At 63.3% G+C, this 23,323-nt stretch carries 16 protein-coding genes; 12 read left to right on the top strand and 4 right to left on the bottom strand.

Going from position 1 to position 23,323, the window contains the following annotated elements:
- The first annotated feature begins 9 nt into the window (after positions 1-9).
- The 5 genes from WFP36_RS11225 (at position 10) to WFP36_RS11205 (ending at position 5,492) form a co-directional block, all read left to right on the top strand.
- Positions 10-924, top strand: coding sequence for an amidohydrolase family protein (locus tag WFP36_RS11225; RefSeq protein WP_336980564.1), 915 nt, complete (start codon positions 10-12; stop codon positions 922-924).
- A 32-nt stretch (positions 925-956) separates the two neighbouring features.
- A complete protein-coding gene (locus WFP36_RS11220) occupies positions 957-1,742 on the top strand; it encodes an IclR family transcriptional regulator (protein WP_336980562.1) in 786 nt (261 codons plus the stop codon).
- Positions 1,743-1,861: 119 nt separating this feature from the next.
- Positions 1,862-3,208 (top strand): MFS transporter, encoded by a 1,347-nt coding sequence (locus WFP36_RS11215; RefSeq protein ID WP_336980560.1) that lies wholly within the window; start codon positions 1,862-1,864, stop codon positions 3,206-3,208.
- Positions 3,209-3,240: 32 nt separating this feature from the next.
- On the top strand, positions 3,241-3,726 hold the full coding sequence (locus WFP36_RS11210) for a nuclear transport factor 2 family protein (RefSeq protein WP_336980558.1): 486 nt from the start codon (positions 3,241-3,243) through the stop codon (positions 3,724-3,726).
- A 5-nt stretch (positions 3,727-3,731) separates the two neighbouring features.
- A complete protein-coding gene (locus WFP36_RS11205; protein WP_336980556.1) occupies positions 3,732-5,492 on the top strand; it encodes a flavin-containing monooxygenase in 1,761 nt (586 codons plus the stop codon).
- Positions 5,493-5,610: 118 nt separating this feature from the next.
- On the opposite strand, the gene WFP36_RS11200 is transcribed toward WFP36_RS11205, so the two are convergent.
- The 3 genes from WFP36_RS11200 to WFP36_RS11190 form a co-directional block, all read right to left on the bottom strand.
- A complete protein-coding gene (locus WFP36_RS11200; RefSeq protein WP_336980554.1) occupies positions 5,611-6,075 on the bottom strand; it encodes a nuclear transport factor 2 family protein in 465 nt (154 codons plus the stop codon).
- Positions 6,076-6,079: 4 nt separating this feature from the next.
- On the bottom strand, positions 6,080-8,206 hold the full coding sequence (locus tag WFP36_RS11195) for an outer membrane protein assembly factor BamB family protein (RefSeq protein WP_336980552.1): 2,127 nt from the start codon (positions 8,204-8,206) through the stop codon (positions 6,080-6,082).
- 81 nt (positions 8,207-8,287) lie between these two features.
- Positions 8,288-9,130 carry a DUF3617 domain-containing protein gene (locus WFP36_RS11190; RefSeq protein WP_336980550.1) on the bottom strand — a complete coding sequence of 281 codons (843 nt, stop codon included), beginning with the start codon at positions 9,128-9,130 and terminating at the stop codon, positions 8,288-8,290.
- Between the two features lie 148 nt (positions 9,131-9,278).
- Between WFP36_RS11190 and WFP36_RS11185 the strand changes: the two genes are divergently transcribed.
- From WFP36_RS11185 to WFP36_RS11155, 7 genes are all read left to right on the top strand, one after another.
- Entirely contained in the window at positions 9,279-9,833 is a 555-nt protein-coding gene (locus tag WFP36_RS11185; protein ID WP_336980548.1) for a zinc ribbon domain-containing protein, read from the top strand.
- Position 9,834: 1 nt separating this feature from the next.
- Positions 9,835-10,941: a hypothetical protein gene (locus WFP36_RS11180; RefSeq protein WP_336980546.1), complete on the top strand. Its 1,107-nt coding sequence runs from the start codon at positions 9,835-9,837 to the stop codon at positions 10,939-10,941.
- Positions 10,942-11,280: 339 nt separating this feature from the next.
- Positions 11,281-11,811 carry a hypothetical protein gene (locus WFP36_RS11175; protein WP_336980544.1) on the top strand — a complete coding sequence of 177 codons (531 nt, stop codon included), beginning with the start codon at positions 11,281-11,283 and terminating at the stop codon, positions 11,809-11,811.
- 19 nt (positions 11,812-11,830) lie between these two features.
- Positions 11,831-13,183 carry a CsgG/HfaB family protein gene (locus WFP36_RS11170; RefSeq protein WP_336980542.1) on the top strand — a complete coding sequence of 451 codons (1,353 nt, stop codon included), beginning with the start codon at positions 11,831-11,833 and terminating at the stop codon, positions 13,181-13,183.
- Between the two features lie 150 nt (positions 13,184-13,333).
- Complete coding sequence (locus WFP36_RS11165; protein WP_336980540.1) at positions 13,334-18,208, top strand: beta strand repeat-containing protein; 4,875 nt, start codon at positions 13,334-13,336, stop codon at positions 18,206-18,208.
- Between the two features lie 320 nt (positions 18,209-18,528).
- The gene (locus tag WFP36_RS11160; RefSeq protein WP_336980538.1) at positions 18,529-19,365 is read left to right on the top strand and encodes an SGNH/GDSL hydrolase family protein; all 837 of its coding nucleotides are present in this window, start codon (positions 18,529-18,531) and stop codon (positions 19,363-19,365) included.
- A gap of 425 nt (positions 19,366-19,790) precedes the next feature.
- Positions 19,791-19,967 carry a hypothetical protein gene (locus WFP36_RS11155; RefSeq protein WP_336980536.1) on the top strand — a complete coding sequence of 59 codons (177 nt, stop codon included), beginning with the start codon at positions 19,791-19,793 and terminating at the stop codon, positions 19,965-19,967.
- Between the two features lie 1,256 nt (positions 19,968-21,223).
- On the opposite strand, the gene WFP36_RS11150 is transcribed toward WFP36_RS11155, so the two are convergent.
- The gene (locus WFP36_RS11150) at positions 21,224-23,323 is read right to left on the bottom strand and encodes a PQQ-dependent dehydrogenase, methanol/ethanol family (protein WP_336980534.1); all 2,100 of its coding nucleotides are present in this window, start codon (positions 23,321-23,323) and stop codon (positions 21,224-21,226) included.

The raw sequence follows: 23,323 nt of genomic DNA, 5'->3' as shown, positions 1-23,323 counted from the left end.
GGGTGAAGGATGATCTTCGATACCCATGCCCATGTGCTCTCCGCGGACCGGGAGAAATACCCCTTCGGCCCGCTACGTGGCGGCGCTGTGCCCCCGGTCAGTGCCGTTGTGCACAGGGTGGAAGACCTTGTGCGCGAGATGGATGAATGCGGCGTGGCACGCGCCTGCCTGGTCCAGCGGGCGACGCTTTATGGCTATGACAATTCCTATGCACTCGATGCGGCGGCCCAGTTACCCGAACGTTTCGTGCCAGTGGTGGTGCTCGACGCGCAGGAGCCTTCGTCACCGGCGAAGCTGCGCGCACTGACGCGGGAGCATCGGCTGGGCGGGGTGCGGTTGGTCGCCCCGACTTTGACGCGCGACGATACTGCGTGGCTCGACAGCACGCAGGCGCTGGAGTTCTGGAAGACTGCGGCGGATCTCGGCCTGCCGGTGACGGTGATCCTCTACTGGCTGAACAAAGCGGCCGGCCGGCAGGCGCTGCTGAATGTTGCCCGACACATCACCGGCATCCCGATCCTGGTCGATCATGTCGGCCTGCCGCATCCCTCCACGCCGGAAAAGACATGGTGCCAGGCCAATGGCCATGATTGCTCGATCCCGTCCGGCGATGACTTCGGAATTGCGCAGCATATCAGTAGATTTGACGATCTTGCTCATGTCCGGTTGAAAGTGACGGACATCAATTTCGACAGGCTGCATGACGCCGGGCTGGATGCGGCCCTGTTCCTGCGCGCCCTGGCGGATCGGTTCGGGGCGGAGCGGCTGGTCTGGGGTTCCGATGTCGGCCAGAGCCCGGCGCCCTATGCCGAAAAACTCGCCCGGCTGGCCGCTTGCGCGGCGCATCTCTCCGAGAGCGAGCGGGCTGGCCTGTTCGGCGGAAATGCGCAGGAAATCTATGGTCATGCGCTGGCCGGCCATTGACAGGGCCGGGCAGCGAAGGTGACGGAGGCCAGATGACGGATAGCGAAACCGGTGAGGGCAAGGCGGCATCGACAGGCGGGGTGATGGCCATCCGCCTGGCTCTGTCGATCGTGGAAGCCTTGGCGAAGCAGGAATCGGCGGGCGTGACCGAACTTGCCCGCGCGCTGGGCACCACCAAGCCGCGCGTCTTCCGTCACCTGCGCACACTGGTGGACCTGGGCTATGCCGCGCAGGACCCGGGGACGGAGCGCTATTGCGCGGGCCCGCGCATGGCGGCCCTGCTGCGCGCCGCCGCGCTCACGCCTGACGAGAGCCTGATCCGCATCGCCCGCCCGGTGATGGCGCGCCTGCGCGACCGGTTCGGCCATGCGGTGAACCTCTCGCTCGTCTTCGGGGACAGTGCCACGATCGTCGAGACGCTGCAGGGCAACAGCTTCGTCGGCGTGACCATGCGCACCCATATGCCCATGCCGCTGCACACCACGGCGGCGGGCAAGCTGCTGCTGGCCGAGATGCTGGAAAAGGGCCACGATCTGCCCGTAGTTTTCGAGCGGTTTACCGAGCATTCAATCACCGATCCGGCATCTTTGCGCGGGGAACTGGCGCGAGTGGCGGGGCAGGGCTGGGCTGCCGCTCCGGAAGAGACGGTGCTGGGCGTCAATGCCATCAGCGCCCCGATCCGCGATCACCGGGGCGAACTTGCCGCGATGATCTCCATCGTCGGTTCGATCCAGTACATTGCCCGCCAGCCCGCCCCGGAACTGATCGAGGCAGTGCAGGCCGCCGCGGCTGAAATTTCCCGCGCACTGGCGGTGTGAATTCTTGCTCCGCCCTGTGTGGGGCAGGGCATGCTTGTGTTGCTGAACGGAATCGTGTTTTGTATCCCGAAACAGATTAGCCCTTCGGCCACGAAGCCGCCGGGGCAGGAGAGGGGCCCATGGCGGCAGGTGAAGGCACGGCGATTGCCGAGGGGCCGGGCTGGACAGGCGCGGCGCTGAACGGCCCGGGCGGCTGGCGGTTGCGCGGCCGGATTCCCTGGCTGCTGGGCTTCCTGATGCTGTTCGACAGCTGGGACGCCACGGTCATTGCCTACACTCTGCCCTCGATCAGCGCGGAATGGGGCCTTTCGGGGCTCGAGGCGGGCTGGCTCGCCTCTGCCGGCTATGCCGGGGCCTTTGTCGGTGCGGTGCTGTTCGGCACGCTGGCGGAGCGGTTTGGCCGCCTGCCGGTGATGCGCTGGCTGGTGATCGCCATGGCAGTGCTCGCCCTTGCCTGTTCGCAGGCGCCGGGTTTTGCGAGCCTTGTGGCGATCCGGCTGGTTCAGGGCCTCGCCATTGGCGGGGCCATGCCGGTGACGATCAGCTATGTGAACGAAATCTCGCCCACGGCCACGCGGGGGCGTTTCTTCGGCACGTTCCAGTTCCTGATGCTGGCGGGCTTCGGCCTGGCTTCCCTGACAAGCGTCTGGATCGTGCCGCTGCTCGGCTGGCGCTGGATGTACGGGCTTGCAGGCATCCCGCTGCTCTTCGCGCCGCTGCTCTGGCTCTTGCCGGAAAGCCCGCGCTGGCTGGCGGCAAAGGGGCGGCATGTCGAGGCTCTCGCCGCCCTGCGCCGCCTCGGCAGCGAGATCGGCGAAATCCCCGCGGACACGGCCACGCCCGCCGCCGCGCCGCGCGTGCCCTTTGCCGAGCTTCTGGCGCCTCGCTGGCGGGGCAGAACCATGACGGCTGCGGCGATGTGGTTCCTCACTTCGCTCGTCTCTTTCGGGCTGCTGACCTGGGTGCCGTCGATCTACGTCTCCACGTTCGATATCCCGATCGAAAAGGCGCTGTCCTACAACGCGATCGTTTCGATTGCCGTTTTCATCCTGCCGATCGTGCTGCGGCAGACAGTGGACCGGATCGGGCGCCGTCCGCCCCCGATAATCGGCACGCTGCTGGGCGGGATCGCGCTGCTCGGCCTGTTGGCGGTGCCATCCTCGCAATGGGTGCTGATCGTGGCGCTGGTGATGCTGGGGCAGATCGGCGTTTCGGTGAGTTCGATGGTCCTCTGGCCGTGGAGCGCGGAAATCTACGACACTCGTGTCCGCTCGGTCGCGCTGGGCGCGCTCAGCAGCCTTGCCCGCGCCGCCTCCATGCTCACCCCGGTGCTGGTCGGCGGGGTAATGCAGGCCACGGGATCGGCGCGGCTGGTGTTCCTCGCCTTCGGCATCGCCTCGCTCGCCGTCGCCCTGCTGTGGTGGCGCGCGGCGCAGGAGACGGCCGGCCGCGAGATGGGGGCCTGACCGCACATGTCCGTTCAATCAGGAAACATGCCATGACGCCGGAACAACGCGCGCTTGAAACGCTGGTGCTGCAGCAGAATGCCGTCGATTACTGGCACTGGGTCGATCATCGCGGCGGCGCGGGCGTCTCCGCAATGTTCACCCAGGACGGGGTGTTTCATGCCGGGCCGGGCAAGCCGCTGGTGGGCCGCGCGGCGATAGAAGAGTTCTATGGCTGGCGGCAGGATCGCGGCGCCCGCACCTCGCGCCATCTGATCGTCAACTTCCATGCCGAATTCGCGGATGACCGGAACGCCACCACCACTTGCGTGATGATGCTCCTCGCCGCCGATGGCGAGCCGGTCCATCCTTCCGCCCCGCCGATCTTCATTGGCGATCAGGTGGACCTGTGCGTGAAGGGGGATGACGGCATCTGGCTTTATCGCCAGCGCGATTTCACGCCGCTGTTCATGGGCGGGGTCGCGCCCACCGTTCCGCCCGAGGAAATTGCCGAACGCCATGCGGGGAAGGGGGAATGACTGCCATGGCCCAGCCTTCTGCCGCCGTAACCGCCTGGCTTGCCCGCTTCGCCGCCGCCCTGGAATCTCCGGACGTGGCGGATTGGGGCTCGCTCTTCGTGGAGGACAGCTATTGGCGCGATCTGGTGGCCTTCAGCTGGAACATCCACACGGCCGAGGGAGTGGAGGCGATTGCCGCCATGGCGCGCACGCAGGCCGCTGCCATCGGCGCGCATGGCTTTGCGCCGGACGATCCTTCGCTGGCGATGACGGACGAGGCGCAGGGCTGGTTCCGCTTCGAGACGAAGACCGCCCGCTGCCGCGGCCATGTCCAGCTCGAAGGGGGCAGGGCGAAGATCCTGCTCACCGCCATGATCGAGCTGATCGGCCATGAGGAGCCTGCCGGAGACCGCCGCCCCGCCGGGGTAGAGCACCGGGGATGGCGCGGGCGGAAGAACTGGGCGGAATTGCGCGCGGCCCATCGCGCCGGTTTCGGCCGCACCGAACAGCCATATTGCCTGATCGTCGGCGGTGGGCAGAACGGGCTGCAACTGGCGGCGCGGCTAATGCGGCTGGGCGTGCCGACACTGGTGGTCGATGCGCTGCAGCGGCCCGGCGATTGCTGGCGCGCGCGCTACAATTCGCTCTATCTCCACGATCCGGTCTTCCTCGACCATTTCCCCTATCTGCCGTTTCCGGATCATTTCCCGCTCTACACTCACAAGGACAAGATGGCCGAGTGGCTGGAGCTTTACTGCGGCGCGATGGAGATCGATTTCTGGGGTTCGACCCGCTGCGTTTCGGCCGCCTATGACGAGGCGCGGGGCGAATGGACGGTACTGCTGGAGCAGGGCGGCGAGGAACTGGTGCTGCATCCGGCCCAGCTGGTGCTCGCCACCGGACTGTCGGGCGCCAAGAACATTCCCGCGATCCCGGGGGCGGAACGCTTTGCCGGGCGGCACTATCATTCGGCCGATCACCGGAACAGCCATGCGATGGCGGGCAAGTCATGCGTGGTGGTGGGCGCGAATAATTCTGCCCACGATATTGCGGTGGACCTGTGGGAGGCGGGCGCCGAGGTCACCATGATCCAGCGTTCGCCCACCATCGTGGTGCGGGCCGATACGATGGGCGAGCTGGCAAAGACCCTGCCCTATGCCCAGCCGCATGCGGATACGGATTTCTGCGACCTGATGGGCGCGACAATGCCGTTCCGCCCGCGCATCGCGGCCGAAAAGGCATTCGCGGATTATCTGAAGCAGGTGGATGGCGAGTTCTATCGCCGGCTTGAGGCAAGCGGGTTCCAGCTGTGGCATGGCGAGGACGAGACCGGCTTCTTCATGGCCTATTACCGCTGCGCCGGGGGCTATTACGTCGATGTCGGCGGTTCGGAACTGATCGCCAATGGCGACATCGCGCTGGCCCATGGCGAGATTGCGGAGATCACGGAACGCGGCCTGCGCATGGCCGATGGCACCTTCCTGCCCGCCGATCTCATCGTTTACGCCACCGGCTATCGCCCGATGGGCGAATGGATGCGCACGCTGATCTCGCCGGAGGTGGAGGCGAAAGTCGGCCCCTGCTGGGGACTGGGTTCGGGCACAGCGGGCGATCCCGGCCCCTGGCAGGGCGAATTGCGCAACATGTGGAAGCCGACCGCGCAGGAAGGGCTGTGGTTCCAGGGCGGCAACCTGATGCAGGCGCGCTTTCATTCGCTGCACCTCGCCTTGCAGATCAAGGCCCGCCATGCGGGGCTGGAGACACCTGCCTATCCGGTCGCCACGTAGTTGTCGTCATTGCGAGGGCAATCGGCCCGAAGCAATCCAGGACGGAACGCATAAGGCCCCGGATTGCTTCGGACCACGGTCCTCGCAATGACGAACGATGTCTCGGGTATGGAGCGACCTAGAGCCCCAGTTCCGACAGCCCCGGATGATCGTCCGGCCGGCGGCCCAGCGGCCAGTGGAACAGGCGATCTTCCTCGCGGATCGGCATTTCGTTGATGCTGGCGTGGCGATTGCTCATCAGGCCGTCTTCGTCGAATTCCCAATTCTCGTTGCCATAGGCGCGGAACCAGTTGCCGCTGTCGTCGTGATATTCATAGGCATAACGCACCGCGATGCGATTGCCGGTGAAGGCCCACAATTCCTTGATCAGGCGGTAATCCAGTTCCTTCGCCCATTTGCGGGCAAGAAAAGCCTCCGCCTCGTCCCGCCCGCGCGGGAATTCCACGCGGTTCCGCCAGACGGTATCCTCGGTATAGGCCAGCGCCACCTTGGCGGCATCGCGGCTGTTCCAGCCATCTTCGGCCAGCCGCACCTTCTGGCGGGCACTTTCCTCGGTAAAGGGCGGAAGCGGGGGGCGGGACATGTGCTTACTTCTCCTCGTCGGGCAGGGCGTAAACATAGATGGCCGAGCTGTTGACCGGCGGCATCTGGATTTCCGGCGTCAGTGCGCCGAGGCCGAAGGACAGCGGATTGCCGCGCCCGGTGACGATGGCGATATATTGCTTGCCGTCCACCGAATAGGAAATGGGCGAGGCATTGGGCACATCCGTCACGCCGGTGCGCCACAGAACCTTGCCGCTGCCCTGATCGTAGGCGATGAACTGGCGGTCGACCGATCCGGTGAACAGCAACCCGCCGGCCGTTGCCAGCACGCCCATCGAATAGGGTGCGCGCTGGTGGACGGTCCAGGCGATTTTCTGGTTCTGCATGTCGAGCGCCTGCAACATACCATAGCGCCCGTCGCTGTTTGCCGGCGGGGCATAGCGCATGTTGATGCCCGTGGTCAGGAAGCCGGGCTTGGCGGGCACGATATCCATGCAGACATCGCGCGCATTGACGAACAGCTGCCCGGTGCCCTGATTGAAGGCCGTGGGGCTCCAGTTACGGCCGCCGCCGCCATTGGGGCAGGCGAAGAACGGCGCGCCGCCATCGGGGATTTTCGCGGGATCGTAGATCTTGTCGCCCGTCTTGGGATCGACCTTGGTCACGATATCCTGAATGCCCATGTCGAGCGTGGAGAGGTACTTGCCGGTCTTGGCGTCCACCGTGTCGAACAGGCCGATCTTGCCCGCCGTCATCACCACGCGCTGCTGCTTGCCGCCGCGCTCCAGCGTGCCGATCACCCGGTCGAACACCCAGTCGAGGTCCCACTGGTCGTTCTTCATGTGCTGGAAATACCAGACAAGCTCGCCGGTGCGCGGGTTCAGCGCCAGCGTGGCATCGTTATACAGCCCGTCATTGTTCATGCCCGGCTTGCGGTCGCGCAGCGGGGCAGTGTCGTACGTCTGGGCGACGCCCCACAGGGCCAGCTTGTTTTCCGCGTCGTAGGAACCGGAAGTCCAGACCGAGCCGCCATGGCGCTTGTCGAGCGGGAGGCCGTTCCACGTGTCCCCGGCGGGAGTGCCGGGGCGGGCGACAGTGTGGAAGGTCCACAGATGCTGGCCCGTTTCGATGTCGAACCCGTCGATCTGGCCGCCGCCCGCTTCCTGCGTCGCCATGCCGATCATCACCACGCCATCGGCGGCGAGAGGCCCGCCGGGAATGCGGAAGCCGGGCTTGTCGGTGATCGGCACGTCCCATACCGGGCGGCCGGTGCGGGCATCCAGCGCCACCATGTGGAGGTCGCCCGTCGCCAGCAGCACCTTGTCGCCATAGAGCGAGATGGTCTTCTTCGAAGTCGCGGGCGGGGTCTGGTGCTTGCGCTGATAGCGCCACAGCAGATCGCCATTCGTGGCGTCGAGCGCGAATACCTCGTCGCCGAAGCCATAGGCATACATCACCCCGTCGCGCACCAGCGGCTCGGCCATGTTGGGCCCGGCCGGGAGCGATTGCGCCCAGGCGACAGTGAGGTTCTGCACATTGCCCGCGTCGATCTGCCTGAGCGGCGAGAAGCCCTGGCCCGTATGGCTGCCGCGCCAGGCGAGCCAGTTCTCGCCCGCCGGGGCGCTCAGCATCGCATCGGTCACAGGCGTAAAATTCGCAAAGCGATCAGGCTTCGCGGGCCACTCGGGGATCGCGCGCCGTGTGGTGACGCCGCCGAAGCCCGTATCCACCGCTGCCGCATTGGCCGGCTTGGGGAGCATCACCGTAGCGAGTTGGGCCGCATCCGGGCGCAAAGGCGCATCGGGCGTCACACCGTTTTCCGCCAGGATCGCCGCGACGATGGCGGCATAGGTTTCATCCGGCAGGCCGCCCGTATTGCCCGGCGGCATGGAACTGCGGATATAGTCGTAGAGCTTGTCCGCGCCCGCGCCGCCCCACTTGGCTTGGAAGGACGGGCCCTTCAGCGCTGGGGCGAAGGCGCCATTGTCCATGCCGGTGCCGTGGCATGCCGCGCAATCGCTGGCATAGGCGGCATGGCCCTGTTCGGCCTGGCTCGCGAAAGTGGTCTCCGCTGCCGGCGTGCTCGGGGCAAGCGCGAATGTTCCTGCGGCCAGGGCGAAAGCCGAAGCGCCCAGCGCCATTGCGCCGCGGCCGGTGAAGATGCGTTGCATGAAGAACCCTCCCGAATTGTCGTTTGGGCGCTTGCTAGGCGATCAGGGGAATTGAGGGCAAGCCGACTTTGTCCGACCCCATCAATTGCACGGGCCAGTGCGTGCCGCAGTGAGGCGATAGTCGAGGTAAATCTCCGGCACCTTCTCGAAATCCCCGCTCACAACCTGGGCCGGCACGCGCACTCGCGCGCTGATCGCCGCCGTGTCGGGCGTGTAACTGCCATTGGCCTCGACTGGCCGTGCGCCGCCATTCTGCGGGAAATTGCAGGTCATGCTCGCCCGGTACGATCCGCCGGCGATGGCATAGCTGCCGGGCCGGCAACCCATGGAAGGGCGGAACGGGAAGGCGGTGGAACGCGGCTGCGCGGCGACGTCCGGGCTCACGCATTGCGACCAGCTTTCGCTGCGGCCGAGACCCTGCCGATTGAGCTGGAAGCTGGTGTCCGACGGGTCGACCTTGGTGACGTTGGTCAACACCGTGGTGAAGGTCCAGTTGCCGGGCATGATCGCGGTCTGCAAAGCGGGGCCATTGGCTGCGGCTGTGGCTGCGGGGGCTTCGCTGGCGCCTTCCGTGGCGGCGTCGCTGGGTGTTTCCGTTTCGCCCGGGGTCTCGCTCGCATCAGGGCTGGGCGTTTCGCTCGCTTCCGGCTGGGCAGACATGCCCGGCACGAAATCGCCCAAGGCAAAGCGGATTACCTTGCTCTGCCGGGATTGTGCCGAGAGCCAGAAATAAGAACCGCCGGCCAACACCAGTAGCCCGGTTAGCAGACCGAGCGCGATCAGCAGGCGTTTGCGTCGCCCGTTTTCGGGCACCACCGCGGGCAAGCGCACCGGGTCGGCCGCCGTGGCGATCGGTGCACCGCATTCGCCGCAGAAGCGGTCATTCGCCAAGATCGCATTACCGCAAGATCCGCAATTATCCATTGCTTCTCCTTCCCCGGCGCGCTGCCTAACCGGTCGCTCGGGCCATTTCCAGCGATGATGCAACTTGTCGCCCGTGCGATTTGCGATTTACACGGCCGGCGGGATCGGTGCAGGCAACCGCATTCATACAGGGGGCACTGGGGGATACATGCAGCGCTGCGGCACATGCGGGGCGGATAACCGCGAAGGGGTGCGTTTCTGCACGTCCTGCGGCAGCCAGCTGGTGCTCGAATTGCTGAATGAGCTTACCGCCTTGCCCGAACTCGAACTGCGCAGCCCCACGCCCGAGGCTTCGGGTTGGTGGCGCAGCAGCCACCGCGCTGCTGCGATGCAGGCCCTGCAGCCGCTTCTCCCCGTGGGAACGGTGGAACCATTCGCGCAGGGGCAGGGCTGGGCAGGCTTCACCGGGCGCTGCGGCAGCGATGCGGCGGCATTCATTCCCGGCCGCACGATCGAGGGAACCATGCTGACGGACATGTTCGATGCAGGGGGCGGCGCCGGGCTACACGACGAAACGCGGGACAGGGGCGAGCAGCGGGCCTCACTGGTCGCGGTGTGGGAAAGGTTGCGCCTGCATGACGGGCTCGCTGGCGGACTGGAGCGTCATGTTACCGCAGGACGCATTCCCCTGGGTCGGATCGAGGCGCCGAGTGCGCTGAAGCAGCGTGAAACCGTTGTCGTTCCGAAAGGCGGAGCACACTGAGATGCAGTCCCGTCGCTACCGGCTTTCCGCTGCTCAGATGTCCGAAGGCTTCGCGGCCGCACGCGCGATACCCGCAATGTCGAACTTCCTTTCCGGACTTCCGGTGGCAAGCGGCGTCCTGCCTGACGATCTTGCCGCGCCCGAAGGCGGCCTCGATCCTGCCGCGCAGCTTGTGTTCGAAACGCTGGCGCGGCCCGCCTATTCATTGCGCTTCCTCGGCTATGCGGAGGGCAGCTTTGCCGGGCTCGAAACGAGGCTGGCGAGCCAGGATGGCCTTCAGTGGATCGCCTTTGCCCGGCCAGGCCCGGATTGCTGGGACCTGATGCCGGTCGGTGGGCGGACACAGGCGCTTGCCTTGGCCGACGAGGTGCTGGGCGTTTCCTTCCTGCCCGATCCTGCGATGGACCTGGTGGCCGACCTGCAGAAGATCGAACTCGTCTATCTGCTCGCCTATGCCCAGAAAGCACGGCGGGAAAGCCTGCGGGCCCGGCTGGAAGGCCGGGAGGATGCTGGCGACAGCTTGCACGGACCCGCCGATATTGCGGCGCTCGAAGCGATAATCGCCCGCGAGCGGGATGCACCCGATCCCGGCTCGCCCTTGTCCCGTTTTGCCATGGCGGCTGGCGGGACAGGGCTACTCGAGGTGGGCGGGGCGGCTGGCTTGCGACAGGGGCTCGACAGGCTGATCGATCTCGGTCTTGCGCGATCCGATGGCGGATGCACCGCTGAAGGCGCTGCGCTTGCAGCCCTGCTCGCATCGCGCACCGCGCTGACGGTGATCCAGGCCGCGCACCGGGCGGGCGACGCCGCGGTCGTGGAAAAGATCGTCCTGCTTCACGGGCCGGGCAGCGTGCTGATGGGGGCATGGCGCCGGGATGAATCGGGCGGCGCCCCGCTTCTCTCGCTTCGTTCGATTCGACCTGCCGATGTCTTGACCCTGCTCGATCGCCTGCTTGGTCAGGCTGGCCCGCGCGACGATTCTTCCGCGCCGGAGCGCGAGGCCCTTACCGCAAGCGAGGCGGACATCTGCGGCTCCTGTGGAACGCTGCATGACGCCTCTGCGCGCTTCTGCAGGGAATGCGGCGTTGTCTTGGCGGATGCAAAGTAACGCGAAAGTAACGCTGATTCAGGGTTTTTACGGAGTCGGCCCTCCCCATCCTTGGTGAAAACCTCCACGAGTCGCTCGAAAAAAATCTCAACAAAACGACTTGGAACTGTCCAATTTCACGCCTAAGGGAGGGCCAACGGGTCTCCAAGAGCAAGAGATAATTGGTTTTTTTCCGGTGTCATCGGCGGAAAAGCGTCAACACGGCGCTTGACCGCTGGTGAACTTTCATGGTTAATGCGAGCCTTCGGTTCGCACCAATTGTCAGTTCACACGTCGCCTCACTTGGCTTAGCAAGTGGGGCAAAGCCAATAGTGCTGGAGCGTAGTTTTGGGGGTTTTCATGAAGCGTATACTCGCTTTTTCGAGTGTGTTCGTGCTTGCGGGCCTTGGCTCTACGGCAGGCGCAAACAATGTGGGTGAGAATTACGCCTGGCAGTTCCAGACGACTGCCGACAAGGTGAACCAGGCGGCCATTCTCGACCTGATGGAAAAGAAGCGCAGCGGCTATTACGCTCCTCCTACGTACATCACCAACATCGACCGGCAGTATAATTGCAACGTTGCGGCCACCGCGACGGGCAATGAAGGCACGAATACCAATCTTGCCAACTCGCCGACCACGTCGGGTTCTTCGGCCAGTTCGACCGGCAACAACAATTCCACCGATATCGACGGTTGGCGCGGCAATACTGATACGAACAGCGACCAGAACAACAGCGGCAGCGTGGGTTCTTCGGTCGACGGTTCGACTTCTGCCCATGTGAGCGGTTCGCCGAACCAGGCGCTCAATTCTACGCAGACCAACAGCGGCGACCAGACCGCGACCGTCAATGGCAGCACTGCTTGCAATTTCGCCAACGTGCTGAACTGAGACTTAGAGAGGATCAAGCATGAGCTTCAGGCTTCCCGTGGGGCAGGGTAAGCGTCTTCGGACTTTGTCTCTCGTCTCGGTCCTGGCGGTGTCTGTGACGCTTGCCGGTTGTACCACTCCCGAGGCGCAATCCGTTGCGCCGGGAGAGCTTCCGCTGGTTATCGGCCCCCCCGTGCGTGACAATGTGACGCCGATGGAAGGCGTACTGGCTTGCTTCGCGGACCATGTTGCATCCACCGGCATGGCGCCGATCGTGGTGGGCGTGGGCGACGTGAAGGACTTCACGGGCAAATATTCGCTCAATGAAGGTAACGCGCTGACCCAGGGCGGTGCCCTGATGGTCTATTCGGCGCTGGGCAAGCTGTCCGGTGCTGTGCGCATCGCGGAACGCTTCGATCCCTCGATCGCGGAACGTGAACTCGGCTATACCGACCGCCGCCAGCTCGGCGATGGCGAGATTCACGAGCTTGACGGCCCGAACGGCAAGCAGCGGGTTCCGTGGCTGCCCTATTTCGGCGGCACCATCCAGCAGTCGGATTACTTCATCGTCGGTGGTATCACCGAAGTGAACTACGATATCCGCTCCGGCGGTTTCGAAGCCGGCGTGAACCAGATCGGCGGCAAGGGTCGTACCTACAGCCAGCAGGTCGCCATCGACCTGCGCATCGTGGATACGCGGACGCTGGAAGTGGTGAAGACGGTCAGTCTCGCCAAGCAGTTCACCGGTTACGAGGTGGGCTTCAACGTCTTCCGTTTCTTCGATAACGACCTGTTCGACATCAATATCGGTGCGCGCGGTCAGGAGCCGATGCAGCTGGGCGTTCGCGCCGCGCTTGAAGAAGGCGTGGTTCGCCTCGTCTCGGCAGTCACCAATGTCGATTACGAGCCGTGCAAGGCCGTGCAGGTGGGCGGGCGTCTGTCCGTCACGCCGGCCGAGAAGCTGCGCGTCGTCGCCAATCCGGCAAGCGGCTTTGCCGGCCCGGCGCCGGTGGTGAAGTCCGCTGGCCAGCCCGTGAACAGCACGAGCAATGCGGTCGCTTCGGCAAGCGGTTCTGATGTCAGCATCGGCTTCGAATTCGGCTCCGCCCAGCTCGGCGGCGAAGCGCTTTCGCGCCTCGATCAGATCGCTGCGGCTGCGAAGCAGGGTGGCGTGAACGTGCTGCTGGTCTCGCGTGACACTGAAAACTTCGACCCGGGCAAGCGCGATGCGCTGTCCGATCAGCGTGTCGCTGCCATCACCAGCGCACTGGCAAGCCGGGGCATCGCACCCGCTGCCGTGACGATCATCTGGCGTCCGGCGCCTTCGGATACGTCCATCCATCGCGATGGTCCGGGGATGCAGGAGCTTGTGAGGTTGCGTATCGGCGGCTGATCTGCCGTGAAGTGAAATTGAAAACAAACAGGGATAATCATTCGGGTTCGTGAAATTTTAACAAGGAATCTTTCGGATTTCGAATTTCGTTTGAATGATTGTGGGTCTGCCTTTGGTCAGATTCGTGGTTTTTGTTGAAAGGGGCATATGATGACTAAGATTAGCGATAAGGGCCGTAACCAATTACTGGCGACGGTAGGGACGGCGATGGCCGCGACGATGATGGTGACTGGCGCTCACGCTGCCGAAACCGTCGTTACGCCGGTTCTGCCTGGTCCCCTCACCGTCGACACCGACGTGAACGGCCATGACATCATCGACGCTGTTCTCAACAACGTCGCCGCCATCAATGCCACCATCACCGGCACCACCGGCGGGGTTGGCCTCGAAGAAACCTCCACCACCACCACTTCGGTGACTGTGGACGGCAACGACATCCTCGGTACCGCCATCGGCAACAGCTTCGACAACGAGATCGATCTCTCGGTCCTCGAGAATGACATTGTTTCCGACGGTGCCGCGGCGCTTGGCTTCGAAACCAACACCGGTTCGATTACGGCCACGATCCAAGACAACGACATCATTCTCTCGATCCCCAACTTCCAGACCGGCAGCGCGACTGTGTCGGGCAACGACATTGAAGGCCGCGCCACCGGCAATGCCGGCAGCACGACCCTCGAAGGTATCGTGCCCAACACCTACAGCTCGGGCCAGAGCGGCAACTCGCTCGTGCAGTCCGGCGCGGTGCTTGGCGATTGGCTCGATGCCGACGGCAGCGTTGTCGCCAGCACGATCCAGATCAACGGCAATCCCGACATCCAGTCGGACGTTGACAACAACAATATCTCCCTCGAACTGGAAAGCACCATCGACGGCAACGTCGTGACTGCCGCTCCGTCGGTGGAAGACAACATGATTGCTTCCAACGCCAAGGGCAACAGCTCGAACTCGACCATCAGCCTCCTGTCGGGCGGTTCGCCGGAATTCACCGGCAGCCTGGTCCTCACCAACGGCCAGACCAATGTTGACACGTCGGGCAACGGCCTGATCGAAGCCGACAATCTCGACTCCGACATCTTCGGCGTGATCGAAGGCTACGACTACAACTACGTGAACACGCTGGACGGCAGCCTCTCGATCGACGGCAACGCGATTACCGCCAGCGCTTCGGGCAACGATGCTCTGGGCAGCAATGGCGCCGCCGGCAACCGCATCCTGCTGGCTGACGGCCTGTCCTTCCAGGGGCTGGGCGGCGTCGCCACTTCCAGCACGGCTTACACCTCGGGCACGGTTTCGGGCAATGTCGCGGCTGACGTCGTGATCCACAGCAGCCAGGGCAATGTCGGCGCCTCGAACGGCAACCGCACGCTCGTCCAGGCGGAAGTCGACGACGGCAACATCTATGGCGACGTGGAGTCGCTCGAAACCGGTTCCGTGTCCGTGACGGACAACGAAGTGAGCGCGACCGCTCGCGGCAACGCCGCCAGCAGTTCGTTCGCAACCGGCGACGGTTCGGCCTATTTCAACGGCACCGTGGCGGTTTCGAACCAGCAGACCAATCTCTACACCAATGTGGAAGCCTATAACGACTCTGCCGATGCTTCGTCGGACGTCGGCTATGACGATGGTCTGCTTGAAGACAGCACCGTGCTGGTCGATGGCAACCGCATCGCTTCTGCCGCCTATGGCAATCTGGTGAGCCAGAACGTCGCGCTGGAAGCCGTGACCACCGCAATGCCCGACGACCGCGTGAACCTCACCGGCGGCACTGGCCTGGACGGCAATGTCTCGGCTGAAGGCAATGTGATCGTCACCAGCCTGCAGAGCCAGTACAGCGCCAATGTGCTGTCCGAAGTGATTGACGGCGAAATCTACGCCTATTCGGGCGCGGATGAAACGATCGACAGCTCCATCTCGGTAACCGGCAACACGCAGGAAGCGATTGCTCTCGGCAATTCGGCTTCGAACGGCCTCGCGCTCTCGGGTACGACCGTTGAAACCGGTGCAGGCATTGCCAACGTTCAGATCGTCGCGGATGCTTCCTCGGTGCAGGCTGTCAGCGAAGCTGAAACCTACGTCGATGTGTCGAGCGACATCAGCGGCAGCACTGCCGAAACCAGCGGCAACCTGCAGCGTTCGATCGCTTACGGCGGTTCGGCGGGCAACAGCCTGTCGGTCGATGCCCAGACGATCACGGTTTCGTCGGATGTCGATGAACTCGCTTCGCTGATCACTGTCGACGCTGCGGCGACCGATGGTTTCGCTCTCGACTTCACCAATGCACCGGACGTCGATGCCGCCTATGGCGTGCTCAATGTGCAGTCGGTTTCGGCACTCGTTTCGGCAGTGGCCGTTGGCTATGACGAAGACAGCGCGTTCGACACCTATGTCGGCAACGATGCAGATGGTTCGACCATCAAGACCGACAGCAACAGCCTCGTGGCTGCTGCCTATGGTACGGATGCCAACAACCAGGCCGCTCTCGATGTCGGTACGCTCAACGCCACCGAAGACGATGTACTCGGCCAGCCGGACTTCGCTACGGTGATGAACGTCACCAATGCGCAGACGGTCACCGAAGACTCGGCGATTGTGGCCGGCGCGACCGGCGACGAGACCTTCGAAACCTACATCGATGGTTACGTCGATGACTCGAGCGTCTCGACCTCGGGCAACACTGCCCAGGCGCTTGCTTACGGCAACCGCGCCAGCAGCGGCGTGACGGTGACGGCAACCAACATCGATACCGAAGCTGACTCCTTCCCGGGCGGCATTCGCGGTATCGCGGAAGTTGACGGTAACCAGATCAGCACCGATGCCTCGTTCAGCGTCAACAGCGCCCAGTTCGCTGGTGGCCAGATCGTCGCTACGCTGCTCGACGATGTGGTGGCCCCCGATTACTCGGCTGAAGCCTTCACCTATGTCTGGGAAGAAGTCACCGACTCCTCGGTCGTCAGCAACGGCAACGTTCTGACCGCCGGCGCCACGGGCAACCGTGCGGACAATCTGGTCGACCTGAGCGGCAACACGCTGGCCACCACCAGCGCGCTGACCAACTACCAGCAGTCCGAAGCCGACATCCAGGCCCTGATCGGGATTGCCGGTTCGCCGGGTACCCCGTTCATTCCGGGTACGCCCGATACGCCTGGCTACAATGCTTCCAACTCGGGCAGCAGCTCCCAGGGTACGCTGACCACCTCGAATGGCGGTAACACGCTGAACATCACTGGCTCGATCACGGTCACCTTCACGACGCCGCTTACGCAGCGTGAAGCAGATGCGCTCAACGCCATTTCGGGTGTCAGCGGCGCGACTGCCGGTGGTACCACTGTAACGATGACGGGCGCAGTCGATGCCACCCTGTTCAGCAGCCTGATCGTTGCCAGCGGAGGCGGCGGCAACGGTACCGGTGACGAAACCTTCACTGTTGCCGGCTTCGCAGTGCCGCTGATCCCGGGTACTCCGGATACTCCCGCAGTTCCGCGTACTCCGAACACCGGTGGTGTAACCGTTGCTCTCGACAGTTCGGTGGATGCTTCGACCATCTCGGTGGACGACAACTCGGTCGCCGGTTCGGTGACGGGCAACAGCGCTTCCAACAGCGTGAAGGTGGATGGAACCTCGGTTCCGGATGGCAGCGACCACTTCCAGGTCACTGCGATTGCTGACGGCACCGATACTTCGGCTGCTGGCGACCACATGCTCACCAACGTTCAGGTGGTCGGTGACACGCAGCTTACCAGTGAAGTCTACAGCACCTTCGCCATCGACATGACCGACGGGGCGAACATCGACGACTCCACCCTCACGGTTGATGGCAACAGCCAGAGCTCGCGTGCAGTTGCCAACACGGCTGCCAACAGCGTGGAACTGAGCGCCACCAACACCGATGCCGGTGCGGTTCTCGCTTCGAACCAGTTCAGCGAAGCAGAAGTCTCGGCTCTGTCGAATGTCGAAATCTACGCTCCGGTGTCTTCGGACAACACGAGCGTCAGCCTGTCGGACAATTCGAACCTGGCCCTGGCCGTGGTCAACAACGTCAGCAACAGCCTGACCATCGAAGGCACCAACGTCTATCCGAACGTCATTGCGCGTGACGTCCTGCTCGACGTGGACTCCGATGTGTACGGCGGTGGTGACGGCATCCTGCTCAACCAGCAGATTGCCCAGACCTCGGCTACTGCAACGGCTGTGACCAACATCTACAACGAAGACGGTACCTATCTGACGACCGACGGCGTTGTGGACGGTTCGGTGAAGATCACCGGCAACTCCACCACTGCGGAAGCTTCGGCCAACCGTGCGGTGAACGTCGCCGATGCCAGCGCCGGTTCCAGCCTTGGTGCCAGCGTGGGTATCGTCAACGCACAGAACAGCATCGCAGACGTCACGGCTAACGCCACGACCAATGCCGGTGTTGTGATCGCGGGTGACGATGTCCTTGACGCCGCCGCTCTCAACGGCAGCAGCGTGACCCTGGGCACCAACACCACGGCCTCGCTGGCTCGCGGTAACTCGGCCACCAATGCTCTGAACTACTCGGCTGGCGCCAATTACGGCGATGTCGACCTGCTCGCCGGCACCGGTGCTTACACCGTGACCACTTCGGGCAACGTCGCCACCTCGGCTCGCGCCGCAGTGCTGAACGTTCAGGGTAACTCGGGCGCCGTGTCGGCCAACAGCACTCAGACCACCTATGTGGTGGCTCTGAACAGCCAGCTGGGCGAACCTGCTGTGACCAACGCCACGGTTGGCGTCATCGGCAATGCCGTCTCGGCGGCTGCCTATGGCAACACCGCGACCAACTCGGTCACGGTTGCTGCTCTGAACACCAATGCGCCGACCGTTGCGATCGGCAATGTTCAGAACAACAGCGGCCCGGTCTCGGCCACCGTCACCACCGTGACCTACGGCGTGAACGGCGGCTACGGCGCCATCGCCGGCAGCGCGATCTCGGTCACCAACAATGCTGTCACCGCCACCGCGGTGGGCAACAATGCGGTGAACGCCATCATCGGCAACTAAGCCAATCGGCAGAACGCCTTGAAAGGGGCGGGGGAAGGGCAACCTTTCCCCGCCCTTTTTCTTTGGCCGCCGGATAGTCTTCACTCAGGCGAGGTGGAGCCTGTACGACCGTGTTCCTGAGGTAAGAGGCCATGGGCAGAATGATGGATGAGAGCCGCCGCCAAGGGGCCCATCGTCAGTTGCCGATGCGGCAGATCCAGGAAGCATGGCCACTCATTTGTCTTCCGAGCTTGATGCTGGGGCTTTGCTCTGTGATCGGTTAATCACCGCGACAGCAGGGGAGATTGCCCCCCGCGAAACGGTGGAGGTCGTGCGTGACCATGAAGAGACTGATGCTTGCCTTTGCCGCGCTTTCGCTAGGCGGCTGTGGCGGGCAAGCGGCGGGTCGATTGCCGCCGATTGCGCCGGGCGCGCGATATGTGGCCATGGGCAGTTCCTATGCCGCCGGGGCGGGGATCGGCCCGTTGCAGCAAGGGGCGCCCGCGCGGTGCCAGCGCACCACCAACAATTATGCCAGCCTCGCGGCGAAGCAGATGTACCTCGTGCTGGTGGACGCCAGCTGCGGCGGGGCGACGACGACGCATCTGCTGGAACCATGGGAGGAACTGCCGCCGCAGATCGACGCGGTGACGGCGGATACGAAGCTGGTGACCGTGACCGTGGGCGGCAACGATCTCGGCTTTGTCATGACCCTGTTCGGCGGCAGCTGTCGTGCGGGGGTTTCGCTTCGGCCCGGCCCCTGCGCACCCGCCAGCTCACCGGACGAAGCGCAGCTGGCGAAGGTGGAGGCAGGGCTGCGGGCGGTGGCGCGGGCTGTTCACGCGAGGGCGCCGGGGGCGGTGCTGGTCTTCGTGCAATATCTGACAGTGGTGCCCCCGATGAAGTGCAAGGATGGGGTGGTGACGCCCGAGGATGCGCAGATCGCAGCGCAAACCGCGCGGCGTCTGGCAGAGATAACCGCGCGAGTGGCGGCGGAAGAAGGGGCGAGGCTGCTCCCGGCCGACACCCTCTCCCGCGATCACACACCCTGCTCCGCTGAACCGTGGAGCCACGGGCTCTTCATGGGCTATGACATGAAACAGGGCGCGCCGTGGCATCCCAATGCGGCGGGCCATGCGGCAATCGCCCGCGAATTGGTGAGGCTGCTTTCGCGTTAGGTTAGGTTGCGTGGACGAATTCTATTGCTTCGCTGAATGACCGTTATCCAGCGCTTGCGCTCGAAAGAAGCCATTCCGGACACGACAACATTGCGGGCATTTGCGCAATCGTCATCCTGAACTTGTTTCAGGTTCCATTTCTCCAGATCGCACGGCAGTTGGTGAGGATGGATGGATGCTGAAACAAGTTCAGCATGACGGGTTAGGATGGCCCGCTCTCCACAACGTTCCGGTCATCTCGACCGGATTGCGATCGTTCCGATAGCGGACCGGCAGCTATGCAATCATTCTGACGAAAAGCGGACTGTCCGGACACGACAACATTGCGGACGTTCATTATTTCGGGCATCCGGCAAGGGATGATATCAAGAACGCAATTGACGCTAATGCTTGCGAACGCGATATTCTTAGCCGCCTGCGCTTACGTGGGATATATCTACGACCTTCTAGAAGACGCCGTTCACCCGGCGCATCTGGTCATTCTACTGGTCGGCTTTATTCTGGGTGCAGGATGCATTTCGCGCTGGCTCATGGCCCAAGATTTGAAACGCAATCTGGAGCGAATTAAGCGCGCTCGATCCAATCGTGGGAAGGTCAGCTAACCAACCCGTTCCGGTCATCTCGACCGGATTGCGATCGTTACGATAGCGGACCGGCAGCTATGCAATCATTCTGGCGAAAAGCGGACTGTCAGCAAACGACGACATTGCGGTCGTTTGCGCCTTACCAATTCGATCAGTTCGTAGGTCTTAATGTCTATCACTTGGAGCGAACTGGACTCTTCTCGGTCCTTGAGCGGAAGTTTGTATAGGTGGTCATCGGGGGATACTGTGAGCTTGCCATCTCGAATGACAATCGGTTCTGTTGGCAGCACGTGAACCCCTTGGTTGTCACGACCCAGCGTATAAGAGATAGCCTGTCCGTCCACGAAAACGGTGTTCTCATCCAGCCTCAATTAACCGCAACAGTCGCTAGCGTAGGTGCCTACGACGGTTGAAGCGGGAGGAGGCTCGCGTCCAAAAAGCGTCACGATGAGTAGTAAGGCGATCACGCTACCTCCACCAAAATACAAGAGTGATTTGCGGCGAAGGTATTCGAAACCGTTGTCCATGCTTTTGGAATGCCACAAGGTCCGAGCCTCTGAAACCCTAGAGGCCCGAAGCTATGTTAGCCTTCACGCAATCTTTGATGTTAGTGGCCTTGACGGCCAAGAGCGGTGACCAGCGGGCTTCGCTTGGAGAATTGGACGGATCGTTTCTGAATGCCCGCTTTCCACCCCATTTCAGCCATAGAGCCAGCGATCCGTACCGCTCCTTAGCGGACGCCTCGTCAGACCGGAATTTGTCCACGCGGAATAACGGTGTCAGTGCACTCAGTCACTGTTTCCGCTCACCCTATGGGATTCGGGGAGAATTACGGAGAACTCCGAAATTCCGGCGAATTCCGGGGATAGTCTACCTAATTGGTCCGCCCTAGAAGAAAGCTCGCACCGTAGTGCCCGGCCTTCCGGAAGAGTACCAGCTTATCTGCCTCCCGCCCATCCGCTCGAACCATTTTCCTACACGCCTGTAATCTGCCATGGCGGCGGGGCTCTTTGACAGTGTCGATCTGGCTCCGCCCGTCTGGCTTCGTTGGGCGGCGGGCCGTCTGCGCGTTTGGCGGCGGAGGTGGGCCCTCGCTGAAAATCCGATATTTTCACACGGACTTTCCATGCAGCACATGCGTGAAATTCGTGAAGTTGTACCAACCCGCTCCCCGACCCGGGGGAGGGACAACTCTTCCTGCCGAACAGTGTAACAGGTGTAACACCCCCCGCCGCCCGGAGGCGCGCAGGGGGTGAACAGGGTGCTGGCGAGGCTTAGTCCGCGCCCCAATCCTCATTGGCGCGGGCGATCAGGTAATTGTGGATCGCCTCCACATCGTCCGGCTTCAATATGTCGGCAAAGCTCGCCATGCCCTTGTCCTGATAGAGGCCCTTCAGCACGATGTCGTTGAACTTGCCGTGAGTTTCCATGGTCATGTGCCGCAGATCCTTCACGCCGCCCTTGGCGTTGGCGCCGTGGCACAGGGCGCAGGTGTTGGCGAACAGCTCCGCGCCTTTGGCCACCGACGCCTCGCTGGCACGCAGCGGGGGCGGGTTGGGGATTGCCTCTGCCTTGGCCAGCGGAGGAAGCTGCTGGGTGCCGCCCAGCTTGAACACCAGCAGGCGGGCAGGTGCGCGGGGTAGTTCGATGCCGGCGCCGCGCTCTATCTGCGCGGCACCGCCGCCCCAGCCGGCATTGATGGCGACATATTGGACGCCATCCAGCTCATAGGTGATGCCGCCGGAAACCGGCGCGCTCTGGGTCGGATATTCCCACAGAACCTTGCCGCTCTTCGCATCGAAGGCGGCGAAGGTCTGCTTGGTGGTGCCTTCGAAGACCAGATCGGAAGCGGTGACGAACACGCCGCCATTGCCGTGGCGGGGCAGGGGCACCTGCCAGGCGATCTTCTGCTTCACCGGATCATAGGCAGTCAGCCATGCCTTCTCGTCCGCATTGGCCTGTTCCATCAGCTTCATGCGCTTCTGCATGGCTTCGCCCGTATAGCCGCCCCAACCGGCGTTGGAACGGAAGGGCTGCGGCTTGAAGTTCGGGTCCAGCGCATAGACCATGCCCGACTGGTAGGCCGGGAAATAGGCCAGCTTGGTGCGCGGGCTGAAGGCCATGGGAAACCAGTTATGCGCGCCGCCGGGGCCGGGATAGACCAGCACCGGATCGACGCCATAGCGGGTTTCCGGGTTCTCGATCGGGCGGCCGGTCTTCTTGTCGATCCCGAAGGCCCAGTTCACCTTCACATGCGTTTCCGCGCTGATCAGCTTCCCGGTCTTGCGGTCGATCACATAGAAGAAGCCGTTCTTCGGCGCCTGCATGATCACCTGGCGCATCTTGCCGCCGATCTTGAGGTCGGCGCTGATGATCGAGGAGGTGCAGGTGTAATCCCAGTCTTCCCCCGGCACCATCTGGTAATGCCAGGCATAGGTGCCCGTATCGGCGTGCAGGGCGACGATGGAGCAGACGAACAGATTGTCGCCCTTGTTCTCGCTGCGGTGATAGCGCGAGAGGGGCGAGCCATTGCCGGTGCCGACGAAGACGAGCTTGTTGGCCGGATCGTAAGCGATGGAATCCCACGCATTGGCGCCGCCACCCAGCTTCCAATATTCGCCGTGCCAGGTCTTGCGGGCCATATCCATGATGGAATCCGAAGCCTCTCCATCCGGGCCATCTGCCGGATTGCCGGGGGCGAGGAAGAACTTCCACAGCTTCTGGCCTGTATCGGCATCCAGCGCGATCACGAAGCCGCGCACGCCCAGATCACCGCCCGACTGGCCGACCACCACCTTGCCATCGAACACGCGCGGCGCGCCGGTGATGGAATAGGGCATGTCGTGACTGAAGGTCTGGGTGGACCAGATCTGCTTGCCCGTCTTGGCGTCCAGCCCGATTACGCGCCCGTCCAGCGTGGCGATGATGATCTTGCCGTTCCACATGGCCAGCCCGCGCGAGACAGGCTCACAACAGGCATAGCGGCCATATTCGCGCGGCACTTGCGGATCGAAGGTCCACAGCAGCTTGCCGGTCTTCGCGTCGTAAGCCGAGGTGATGTTCCAGGCTAGGATGTTGTAGAGTACACCGTCCGCATAGATCGGTGTGCCTTCCACCCCGCGATAGGTGTCGAGATCGGCATACCACGCAAGGCCCAGTTGCCCCACGTTCTGGGCGTTGATCTGAGTGAGCGGGCTGTAACGTTGGGCGGTGTAATCGCGCCCGTCGCTCGGCCATGCCCCTGCCGGCGGATTGGCCAGCAGGTTCGCCGGACCCTGCGCAATGGCAGGCGAACCGGCCTGCAGCGTGAAGACCGCCAGGAAAAGCGTGAGAAGGCCCGCGACCTGCGCGGCAAGGCGTTTGCGGAAAGGCAT

Source organism: Fulverythrobacter fulvus (genome assembly GCF_037154085.1).
In the GTDB taxonomy this organism is placed as follows: Bacteria; Pseudomonadota; Alphaproteobacteria; order Sphingomonadales; family Sphingomonadaceae; genus Andeanibacterium; species Andeanibacterium fulvum.
Note: the sequence above shows the minus strand (reverse complement) of the source record. Positions and strands in the feature narration are given on the sequence as shown.

Excerpts from the sequence above, each read along its gene's own strand:
- WFP36_RS11225 (WP_336980564.1), top strand. The coding sequence starts at position 10 with ATGATCTTCGATACCCATGCCCATGTGCTCTCCGCGGACCGGGAGAAA.
- WFP36_RS11220 (WP_336980562.1), top strand. The coding sequence starts at position 957 with ATGACGGATAGCGAAACCGGTGAGGGCAAGGCGGCATCGACAGGCGGG.
- WFP36_RS11215 (WP_336980560.1), top strand. The coding sequence starts at position 1,862 with ATGGCGGCAGGTGAAGGCACGGCGATTGCCGAGGGGCCGGGCTGGACA.
- WFP36_RS11210 (WP_336980558.1), top strand. The coding sequence starts at position 3,241 with ATGACGCCGGAACAACGCGCGCTTGAAACGCTGGTGCTGCAGCAGAAT.
- WFP36_RS11205 (WP_336980556.1), top strand. The coding sequence starts at position 3,732 with ATGGCCCAGCCTTCTGCCGCCGTAACCGCCTGGCTTGCCCGCTTCGCC.
- WFP36_RS11200 (WP_336980554.1), bottom strand. The coding sequence starts at position 6,075 with ATGTCCCGCCCCCCGCTTCCGCCCTTTACCGAGGAAAGTGCCCGCCAG.
- WFP36_RS11195 (WP_336980552.1), bottom strand. The coding sequence starts at position 8,206 with ATGCAACGCATCTTCACCGGCCGCGGCGCAATGGCGCTGGGCGCTTCG.
- WFP36_RS11190 (WP_336980550.1), bottom strand. The coding sequence starts at position 9,130 with ATGGATAATTGCGGATCTTGCGGTAATGCGATCTTGGCGAATGACCGC.
- WFP36_RS11185 (WP_336980548.1), top strand. The coding sequence starts at position 9,279 with ATGCAGCGCTGCGGCACATGCGGGGCGGATAACCGCGAAGGGGTGCGT.
- WFP36_RS11180 (WP_336980546.1), top strand. The coding sequence starts at position 9,835 with ATGCAGTCCCGTCGCTACCGGCTTTCCGCTGCTCAGATGTCCGAAGGC.
- WFP36_RS11175 (WP_336980544.1), top strand. The coding sequence starts at position 11,281 with ATGAAGCGTATACTCGCTTTTTCGAGTGTGTTCGTGCTTGCGGGCCTT.
- WFP36_RS11170 (WP_336980542.1), top strand. The coding sequence starts at position 11,831 with ATGAGCTTCAGGCTTCCCGTGGGGCAGGGTAAGCGTCTTCGGACTTTG.
- WFP36_RS11165 (WP_336980540.1), top strand. The coding sequence starts at position 13,334 with ATGACTAAGATTAGCGATAAGGGCCGTAACCAATTACTGGCGACGGTA.
- WFP36_RS11160 (WP_336980538.1), top strand. The coding sequence starts at position 18,529 with ATGAAGAGACTGATGCTTGCCTTTGCCGCGCTTTCGCTAGGCGGCTGT.
- WFP36_RS11150 (WP_336980534.1), bottom strand. The coding sequence starts at position 23,323 with ATGCCTTTCCGCAAACGCCTTGCCGCGCAGGTCGCGGGCCTTCTCACG.